This window comes from Acidovorax sp. KPB24-03 (assembly GCF_057546605.1).
On sequence record NZ_BAAJYR010000165.1, the window covers coordinates 1 to 7,562 of the forward strand.

Below are 7,562 nucleotides of genomic sequence, written 5' to 3' on the forward strand. Positions count from 1 at the left end.
GGCAGGTAGTCGTCGGCGCCCATCTCCAGGCCGACGATGCGGTCCACCGGGTCGCCGCGTGCGGTCAGCATGAGGATGGGAATGGTCTCGCCCTGCGCGCGCAGGCGGCGGCAGATGGCCAGGCCGTCCTCGCCCGGCATCATCACGTCCAGCACCAGCACGTCGAAGCGCTCGCGCGCCAGCAGCCGGTCGAGCGGGCCGGCGCCGTCGACCGTGCGCACGGCGTAGCCGTGGTCGCCCAGGTAGCGCTCCAGCAGCGCCCGCAGGTCGGGTTCGTCATCGGCCACCAGAATCCGGGCCAGCGCATCGGTCATGGAAAAACCCCTGTGATTGACCGCGATGGTAGGGCCGGCCCGCGGCGCCATCGGCATGCCCGTGTCAGGCCATGACAGGGCTGGCGCAGCGGTCATGGTTTGTCATCACTTGGAATGCGCGGGCCATCGTTTTGGAACGGTGGCGCGGCACAGTGGCGGCGAGGGCGCAGCGATCCGCGCACGGCGCCCCACCCAACCGCCACTGTCCTCCCAGGAGTCCGATGCCATGACCGCCCACGCCCCCGCCCATACCGCCGCCCACTCGCCGTCCCACCGCCTTGCGCCCCTTGGGCTGCGCCACCCGCTCGTGGCCGCGCTGCTGCTGGCCGCGGCGCGGCCGCTGGCCGTCATCACCCTGCCCTCGCAGCAGCAGACCATCATGCTGGCCATGGACGTCTCGGGCAGCATGCGCGCCGCCGACGTGCTGCCCGACCGCATCACCGCCGCGCAGAACGCCGCCAAGGCCTTCATCGCCGACCTGCCGCGCCACGTGCGCGTGGGCGTGGTGGCGTTCGCCGGCAGCGCCCAGCTGGCGCAGCTGCCCACGCAAAATCATGAAGACCTGGTGAAGGCCATCGACAGCTTCCAGCTGCAGCGCGGCACGGCGACGGGCAACGGCATCCTGCTGTCGCTGGCCACGCTGTTCCCCGACTCGGGCATCGACATCGCCGCCCTGGGCGGGCGGCAGGCCATGCGCTCGCAGCCCATCGACGAGGTGGGCCGGGCGCAGGGCAGGAAGCCCTTCACGCCCGTGGCGCCGGGCTCCTACACCTCGGCCGCCATCATCATGCTGACCGACGGCCAGCGCACCACGGGCGTGGACCCGCTCGAGGCCGCCCAGTGGGCCGCCGACCGCGGCGTGCGCGTGTACACCGTGGGCGTGGGCACGGTGGCCGGCGAGACGATCGGTTTCGAAGGCTGGTCCATGCGCGTGCGCCTGGACGAGGACACGCTCAAGGCCGTGGCCCTGCGCACCAACGCCGAATACTTCCACGCCGCCACGGCGGCCGACCTGCAGAAGGTGTACGAGACACTCAGCTCGCGCCTCACGGTGGAGAAAAAGGAAACCGAGGTGTCCGCCCTGTTCGCGCTGGCCGGCGCGGTGTTCATGCTGCTGGCGGCCGCGCTGTCGGTGTGGTGGTACGGGCGGGTGATGTAGGCGAAGGTTTCACGCCTGCCGGGGTTCTGGGACCGTCGGGCCTTTGGCATTTTTGGCACCTTTTTGGCCTGCAGCGCAATCAGTACCAGGGCATATCGCTATTAATTCAATAGCAAGCGCGATGCCAGCCGCAATCACGCCGGGTTGTCGATCTCGATGAACCGGTGGGCGATGCCCAGTTGCGCGGCCACCCTTTCGGCCACAGCGGGGGCGCCGTAGCGCTCGGTGGCGTGGTGCCCCGCCGCGATGAAGGCCACGCCCGTCTCGCGCGCCAGGTGGGCCTGCGGCTCAGAGATCTCGCCGGTGACGAAGGCATCGGCCCCGGCGGCGATCGCCCCCTCGAAATAGCCCTGCGCCCCGCCCGTGCACCAGGCCAGCCGCCGGATCGGGCGCGGCTCGGGTGCCACCAGCGTCACGGCGCGACCGAGCACGCTCTCCACATGGCGGGCCAGGGCGTGCGCGTCGGCGAACTCCGTGGGGCCGGCGAAGCCCAGGTCCTGCTCGCCAAAGCGCGCATCGGCGGCCACGCCGAGCATGCGGCCCAGCTGCGCGTTGTTGCCCAGCTCGGCGTGCGCATCCAGCGGCAGGTGGTAGGCGAACAGATTGATGTCGTGGGCCAGCAGGCGCTGCAGCCGCTGCTTCATCCAGCCCGTCACGCGGCCGTCCTGCCCGCGCCAGAACAGGCCGTGGTGCACGAAGATCGCATCGGCCCCGTCCTCGATGGCCGCATCGATCAGCGCCCGGCTGGCCGTCACGCCGCTCACGATGCGCGCGATGCGGTCCTTGCCCTCGACCTGCAGCCCGTTGGGGCCGTAGTCCTTGAAACGCTCGGGCTGCAGCAGGGTGTCGAACGCGCGCTGCAGGTCGTGCCGGGAAACCCCGGGGGTGGCGATGCCGTGGGCGGAGGAAGCGGTGGGGCGGGTCATGGGACGATTGTGGCAGCGCGGTCAGGCACTCGCTGCAGAGGAAGGTCTTGCTGCCTGCATGCCATGCCGCACTGCACTATCGCGCGGGTACCCAGCAAGGCATGGCAGGCGATGACCCAAAAAGCGGGTCACTGGCATGCCAACCAGGAGCCAGACCTTCGCAGGTGGGCCTGAAAAAGCGCTGCGTAGTCAGGCGGTGCTGCCGCGATCACGCTCGGCCGCAATGCAAGACTCTGGCGCCAGGCGCCGATCTTGGGCAACCCGTCGAAAAGCGCGGCGCTCCTTTGAGGGGGGAGGCCCTGGAAATAGCGAAAGATCGGAGCGAACACTGCGTCCACCATGCTGAAGCGGGTTCCGCCGAAATAGGGCCCGGTGAAGAGGGCTGCTTCAAGCCGCACGAGTTTGTCCCGAAAGGCCGTTGCCTTCGCATCGGCTGCCGCAGAACCTTTGGCATTCAGGTAGCCCCAGGCCTCTGTCAGCGTCGCCGATCCGAATTCAATCCACGCGCGGTGCTCTGCGCGTTCCACAGGGTCTTGCGGATGCAGTGGTGCGCCCGCCTGTGTCTCCTCCAGGTACTCGCAAATGGCCATGCTTTCGAACAACACCTGGTGCGCACCGTGGTCGCCATGGATCTTGAGCAAGGGCACCTTGCCGGTCGGCGAGATCTCGAGAAACCAAGCCGGTTTGGCCGAAAAGTCCACGTCGATCCTGTCGAAGGGGGTGTCTTTTTCCAGCAGCACGATCGCGACGCGCTGTACGTAGGGACACAAAGGATGGCTGATGAGGCTGAGTGCAGCGGTCGACATGGTGGGGTCCAATCCGATATGGCGCGTGGAGGGGCAGTGGCATGGAACCACACCGGGACTGCCGCTGGCCCATGCCGTTTTCCGCAGGGGCCAGCAGGCCGTCAGAGCAATTGCCCGCCGGACACATCGAACGACGTGCCGTTGGCCCACGCCAGGTCGCTCGACAAAATGGCTGCCACCGCTCGCCCGATGTCGTCCGGCTGGCCCACGCGGCCCAGTGCGATGCCTTGGGCCACATAGGCGTTGACTCCTTCGTTGTCACGCACCGCCCCGCCCATGAAATCGGTTGCGATAGCCCCTGGGGCAATGGTATTCACCCGGATTCGACGTTCGCCAAGCTCGACGGCCATATAGCGGGTCAATACCTCGATGGCGGCCTTCACTGCCGCATAGACGCTGTAGCCGGGCAGCGTGAAACGCGTGAAGCCCGATGAGACATTCAGGATGCTGCCGCCGTCTTCGATCAGCGGCAGCAGCCGCTGCGTGAGGAAAAGCGGTGCGCGCAGATGGGCATCCACCAGGGCGTCGAACTGCGCCTCCGTCGTGTCGGTGAAAGGGGAATGCAAGCCAATACCAGCGTTGTTTACGAGGTGGTCGAAGCGGTGACGGCCAAAGCACTCTTGCAATGCAGCACCCACGGTATCGCCAAACGCCGCAAAGGATGCGGTGTCGGCCACATCCAGCCGACACATCACTGCCCTGCCGCCCTTTTCCTCGATCTCCCGTTGAAGCGCCTCGGCTTCGGCTTGGCCCGTACGATAGGTTCCGACAATGCCGATGCCGCGCTGGGCCAGATGGCGAGCCATGTTGAGGCCGAGCCCACGGCTTGCGCCGGTAATCAGAGCGATCTTTGCTGTCATCATTGAACTCATTTCCATGATTGATATGGCGGATATCGCCGAGAACCCACAATCTATGGCGAAGCGCTTTTCCAGGCTTGCCTGATGCGCTGGTTCCCTTGCCCGATCGGCTCAACCACTCCAATCTCCGCTCAGCCTCCGTATGGACACCCCCGCCGCCAGCCTGCTCGAAACCGCGCTGAGGAACATGCAACCCGGTGGAAAGACGTCAGGCATTCCCCGCATCGAAGTGCATGTCGACCAGGGACAGGACAGTGAAAACGCGTGCCAGTACCGCGCCATGGCATGTTTCATCCTGCAAGGAAGCAAGCGCGTCTCCTTCGGGGACAAGGTGCTGCGTTACGAGGCTGGCCACTATCTGGTCAGCGCCCTGGATCTGCCGCTCATGGGACAGGTCTACAGCGACGCCCGGCAACGGCCCTATGTCGCGCTCACGCTGGTGCTGGACCCCGCGCTGCTCAATGAGTTGATTCTGTCCATGCCTGTAGCGCAAGACGACGAAGGCAGCGAACCGGGTTTGTCAACCGCGCCCATGACCCGGGAGATCGAGGATGTCCTGGCGCGCGCCTTGCGGCTGATGGACCGCCCCCAGGACATCTCCATCCTCGCGCCACTGGTGGAAAGAGAGTTGCTCTATCGGCTGTTGTCGGGCCAGCACGGCAAACTGTTGCGCCAGATCGCGAGTGCCAAGGGTCCACTTCCGAAGGTTCGCAAAGCCATCGGCTGGATTGGCCAGAACTTTGATCGGACATTCAAGGTCGATGACGTCGGCGCAGCCTGTGGAATGAGCCGGGCGACTCTCAATCGAAGCTTCCGGGAAATCACGGGCCTCAGCCCGTTGCAGTATCAAAAGCAGCTTCGACTGCTGGAGGCGCGCCGCCTGCTGATCAGTGGCGATTACAACGTCTCCGGCGCGGCCTTTGCGGTGGGCTATGAGAGTTCATCGCAATTCAGCCGCGACTATCTGAGGCAATTCGAAGCCAGCCCCAGCCAAGACTTGCGACGCAGCGGCACCCTGCTGCCTTCAAGGCGAGCGGCCTGACAGCGATGGGCCATCACTGCGCAATCTCCGTGGCTTTTCTGCATCGGCCCTGCGTCGACCGCCTACCCGCCGCGCGCGTTGCCTTCAAGGTTCTCGGGTGTGGCGCACCGGATCGTCACCCCTGCGTTTTTAGGACAAAGAGACCCAAAGCCGCCCGTTCCCGGCCTGCACTAGTCACCTGCAACCAGGTCGCGCACGACAGCGTTCAAGCCCGACACCACGCGCGCCAATTTGTCGAAGTCGACTTTGTCCGGCGTATCCTGGGCCGTGTGATAGTAGGGATACCGGTACGGAGCGGTGTCCGTCACCATCAGCGCCGGTATGCCTTCGTCCAGGTAGGCAGCGTGGTCGGAAAAATCCACGCCCGGCACGAACCGGGGTGCGGCGACTCCCTCGGACGGAAAAGCCGCCTGCGCGCGGAACGATTGGACGACCCGGCGAACGAGGCGCCAATCGGCAGTGGTCGCGACGAAGCCGATGAAGTCGCCCTGACTGGGATAGAACTGGTTGAGTGGCCAGGGATACTTTTGAGAATCTGGTTCGTCAGAAAAGTACCCCATCGTCTCCAGCGACAGCATGGCCTTGACCGTCATGCCCCGGGATACCAAGCCTTTTGCATGAACGACGCTCCCCATCTGTGAGGTACGAAAGTACGGGGGCTCTTCATTGGTGTACAGGACAAGGATGACGTCTGACCGCGCGGTTTCAGCGCCAGCTTTCAGGCTCTTCGCCAGTTCCAACACCGCTGCGGCACCGGTGCCGTTGTCATTGGCACCTGGACTTCCTTGGGCCGAGTCGTAGTGCGCCCCAATGACGACGGCACTGCGGCCCGGCGCCGACGGGCTTGGAATGGTGACTTCCAAGTTGCGCACGACCTTGCCAGCGACGCTGAATTCCTCGCGCCGCACCACGAAGCCGGAGCCCGCGAGTTCGGATTCGATGTATGCGGAGGCGGCTTCCAGCGCTTCGTAGTGCCGCCGGTTGTGCTCGGTGGACGCAATGGCCGTCACGTGTCTTCGCAACCGGCCCGAGAGTTCCCGTTCCTGGGCGCTCATGGCGGGGAGCGGTCCCCGGTGTGAACTCCCCGGCATGGTCGTCATGGCCACGACGAAAGCCAGGAGGCCGAACAACACCAGGGCCAAGGCGCCACAAATTCGCAGCAGGCTCTGAAAAACTGCGTTCATTCTCAAATCTCAAATCTTAATTCTCAAGCGAGACGTGATTCCGTTTGAACGCTCCGGGGTGTCGGGTCTTGGCGCCCTCTTCCCCTTTACGTACGCGCCGAAGGCTGCCAGCCGCGCGAAGCCAGCGGCACGAAGCCCAGCGCGAACCCCAGCACGCCCATGGCCGCTACGTAGTGGGCATTGGCCAGCACGTCGTGCTGCTGCCACAGCGTGATGAGGATGGGCGTGATGCCGCCGAACACCGCATAGGCCATGTTGTACGAGAAGGACAGGCCGGTGAAGCGCACCTCGGGCGGAAACGCCCGCACGCCCACGATGGGCAGCAGCGCGATCGAGCCCACGAACAGGCCGATCAGCCCGTAGTTGAACACCAGCGTGGCCGGCGTGCCCGGCAGGCCCGTGTAGAACAGGTAGGTGGTGACCACCAGGCCGCCCCAGCCCACCAGCATCACCGGGCGGGTGCCGAAGCGGTCCGTGGCCCAGCCGACGAGTACGCAGCCGATGGTGAGCGTGAGCGTGGCGACCGCGTTGGCCTCCAGCGCCAGCGTGGCGGGAATGTGGAACACCTTCTGCAGGTAGGTCGGCGTGATGAGCACCACCACCACGATGGCGGTGGACAGCACCCAGGTCATCAGGGCCACCAGCAGCATGGCGCCGCGGTGGTCGCGCAGCACGGTCTTGACCGGCAGTTCGCGCGCCACGGCGCGGCGGGCGGCCAGTTCCTGGAACACGGGCGTTTCGTGCAGGAAGCGCCGCAGATACACCGACACCAGGCCGAACACGCCGCCCAGGATGAACGGAATGCGCCAGGCGAATTCCTGCACCTCGGCGGGCGCGTAGCTGCGGTTGATGCCGATCGCCACCAGCGACCCGAGCAGGATGCCGCCCGTGATGCCGGCCGTGAGCGTGCCCACGCCCAGGCCGTAGCGGTTGGCGGGCACGTGCTCGGCCACGAACACCCAGGCCCCGGGCATCTCGCCGCCGATGGCCGCGCCCTGCAGCACGCGCATGGCCAGCAGCAGCAGCGGCGCCGCCACGCCGATGCTGGCGTAAGTGGGCAGCAGGCCGATGACCAGCGTGGGCACGGCCATCAGGAAGATCGACAGCGTGAACATTCGCTTGCGGCCCAGCTTGTCGCCGAAGTGGGCAATGATGATGCCGCCCACGGGGCGCGCCAGGTAGCCGGCGGCGAAGATGCCGAAGGTCTGCAGCTGGCGCAGCCAGTCGGGCATGTCGGCCGGAAAGAACAGCCCGCCCAGCACGGCGGCGAA

The 7,562-nt window shown here is 66.0% G+C and carries 8 protein-coding genes; 2 read left to right on the forward strand and 6 right to left on the reverse strand.

Going from position 1 to position 7,562, the window contains the following annotated elements:
- On the reverse strand, nt 1-314 hold a 314-nt coding region (locus AC27KI_RS15770; RefSeq protein ID WP_487114665.1), incomplete at its 3' end, for a response regulator.
- Between the two features lie 226 nt (nt 315-540).
- Between AC27KI_RS15770 and AC27KI_RS15775 the strand changes: the two genes are divergently transcribed.
- Nucleotides 541-1,473, forward strand: a complete 933-nt coding sequence (locus AC27KI_RS15775) for a VWA domain-containing protein (RefSeq protein WP_487114667.1) — start codon at nt 541-543, stop codon at nt 1,471-1,473.
- A 134-nt stretch (nt 1,474-1,607) separates the two neighbouring features.
- On the opposite strand, the gene AC27KI_RS15780 is transcribed toward AC27KI_RS15775, so the two are convergent.
- The 3 genes from AC27KI_RS15780 to AC27KI_RS15790 all read right to left on the reverse strand — a co-directional run bounded on the left by AC27KI_RS15780 (nt 1,608) and on the right by AC27KI_RS15790 (nt 4,065).
- Nucleotides 1,608-2,399, reverse strand: coding sequence for a Nif3-like dinuclear metal center hexameric protein (locus AC27KI_RS15780; RefSeq protein ID WP_487114669.1), 792 nt, complete (start codon nt 2,397-2,399; stop codon nt 1,608-1,610).
- Between the two features lie 128 nt (nt 2,400-2,527).
- A complete protein-coding gene (locus tag AC27KI_RS15785) occupies nt 2,528-3,205 on the reverse strand; it encodes a glutathione S-transferase family protein (RefSeq protein ID WP_284429952.1) in 678 nt (225 codons plus the stop codon).
- A gap of 101 nt (nt 3,206-3,306) precedes the next feature.
- On the reverse strand, nt 3,307-4,065 hold the full coding sequence (locus AC27KI_RS15790) for an SDR family NAD(P)-dependent oxidoreductase (protein WP_284429951.1): 759 nt from the start codon (nt 4,063-4,065) through the stop codon (nt 3,307-3,309).
- A gap of 142 nt (nt 4,066-4,207) precedes the next feature.
- Between AC27KI_RS15790 and AC27KI_RS15795 the strand changes: the two genes are divergently transcribed.
- Nucleotides 4,208-5,107: an AraC family transcriptional regulator gene (locus tag AC27KI_RS15795; RefSeq protein ID WP_487114672.1), complete on the forward strand. Its 900-nt coding sequence runs from the start codon at nt 4,208-4,210 to the stop codon at nt 5,105-5,107.
- Between the two features lie 170 nt (nt 5,108-5,277).
- Here AC27KI_RS15795 and AC27KI_RS15800 read toward each other — a convergent pair whose 3' ends face one another.
- Nucleotides 5,278-6,291 carry a M28 family peptidase gene (locus AC27KI_RS15800; protein ID WP_487114674.1) on the reverse strand — a complete coding sequence of 338 codons (1,014 nt, stop codon included), beginning with the start codon at nt 6,289-6,291 and terminating at the stop codon, nt 5,278-5,280.
- An 86-nt stretch (nt 6,292-6,377) separates the two neighbouring features.
- Nucleotides 6,378-7,562 (reverse strand): MFS transporter (locus AC27KI_RS15805; protein WP_487114676.1); only part of this gene is annotated, 1,185 nt, incomplete at its 5' end.